We start from the raw sequence: 1350 nt of genomic DNA on the forward strand, positions 1-1350 counted from the left end.
GCTTCCGAACTCTCGATCCGCCGGATCGCGCAACTCATGGGAGCCACCGGGGGATACATCTCGAAAACCAACACCAGTATCGCCCAGGGCGCCGCCTGGCAGGTGGCCTTAAGCAATTTCGGTAGCGCTCCCGGCGCTGGACATCTGGCGACGGCGCTGTTCTTCCAGGACGGCGCCATTGCCAACGAGTACCTCTACCGCAATGCCGTCCCGGGTCATCCTGAACTCAACCGGATGAATACCACGCTGGACCTGGGAGGCAACAATATCGCCGCGGCCGGGGCGATCACGGCCAGCGGCAACATCACCACCAGCGCGGACATCAGCGCGCGCAACGTGACAGCCACTGGCACGGTGAAAGCCGGTACTGCTGACGTCGCCGGCGAGACGTACACCGGAGGCTGGTTCCGGACCCGTGGTGACACGGGTTGGTACAACGAGAAATGGGGCGGCGGCTGGTACATGAGCGACAGCACCTGGGTGCGCTCCTGGATGAACAAGAACGTCTACACCGGCGGCGAGATGAAAGCGGGCAAACTCACCGCCGAGGGCCGGACGGAAGTCGGCGAGTACCTACAGCTCAAAGGCGTGGCCACTGAAGGAGCCAACTGCTCGCCGAACGGGCTGGCAGGCATCACCAGCAGCGGACTCTGGCTGTCCTGCCAGAACGGGAAATGGGGACGAACCGCTGCCTCCATGCGCCTGAACACCACGGCCGGCGTGATCAAGGACTGGTGTACGTTGCATGGTCAGGATAGCGCCATGGTGAACTACGACTACGTCCGCTACGCGATCACCTGCGGCGGCCGATTCTGCGCAGTGGGCTTCAACCAGACATTTGGCACCAACTACTCGTTCGGGCTAATCACTGAGATCGGCCCAGGCTTCAACTACCCGGAACCCTACAAGACCCCCGACTCGACCAACGTGACCGTTACCTGCGTGAACTAGCAGGTCGCCACGACTCAAGGACTACCGTATGCCGCTGATGTGGATCGTCCTGGTGCTCGCGCTCATCACCGGTACCTGGCTGAGTGTACAAAGCGACCACGCGACCTCGAGCGCCGAACTGGCCGAGGTCGATACCCTGGCCAGGAGCTTGCTGCTCTACCGCTCCAGGCTGGCGGAGTACGCACACGCCAACCCCGGTTTCAGCGGTTCGCCGGCGGACTCCGCTCTTGGTTTACCGGCCTGGTTCCGCAAGCCAGCGCGGCTTCAGGGCTACATCGCCGCCGACACCAGCTACGCCTTCATCGCCTCGCCGCCGGCGGGGCTGGCGGCGGCCGTGGATGCTGGTACGGAATCCGACCTGGTTGGCGTCAGGCGCAACGGCCAGTTAGTCACGCGCCG

2 protein-coding genes are annotated in these 1350 nt (G+C 63.8%); both read left to right on the forward strand.

Translation table 11 applies throughout. From position 1 onward, the window contains the following. On the forward strand, positions 1–951 hold a 951-nt coding region (gene pilV / locus HMPREF2924_RS32785; protein ID WP_070700876.1), incomplete at its 5' end, for a shufflon system plasmid conjugative transfer pilus tip adhesin PilV. Positions 952–979: 28 nt separating this feature from the next. Then, a partial coding sequence (gene pilM, locus HMPREF2924_RS32790) for a type IV pilus biogenesis protein PilM (RefSeq protein WP_070700880.1) occupies positions 980–1350 on the forward strand: 371 nt, incomplete at its 3' end.

The organism is Pseudomonas sp. HMSC063H08, from assembly GCF_001813645.1.
Taxonomy (GTDB): domain Bacteria; phylum Pseudomonadota; class Gammaproteobacteria; order Pseudomonadales; family Pseudomonadaceae; genus Pseudomonas; species Pseudomonas aeruginosa.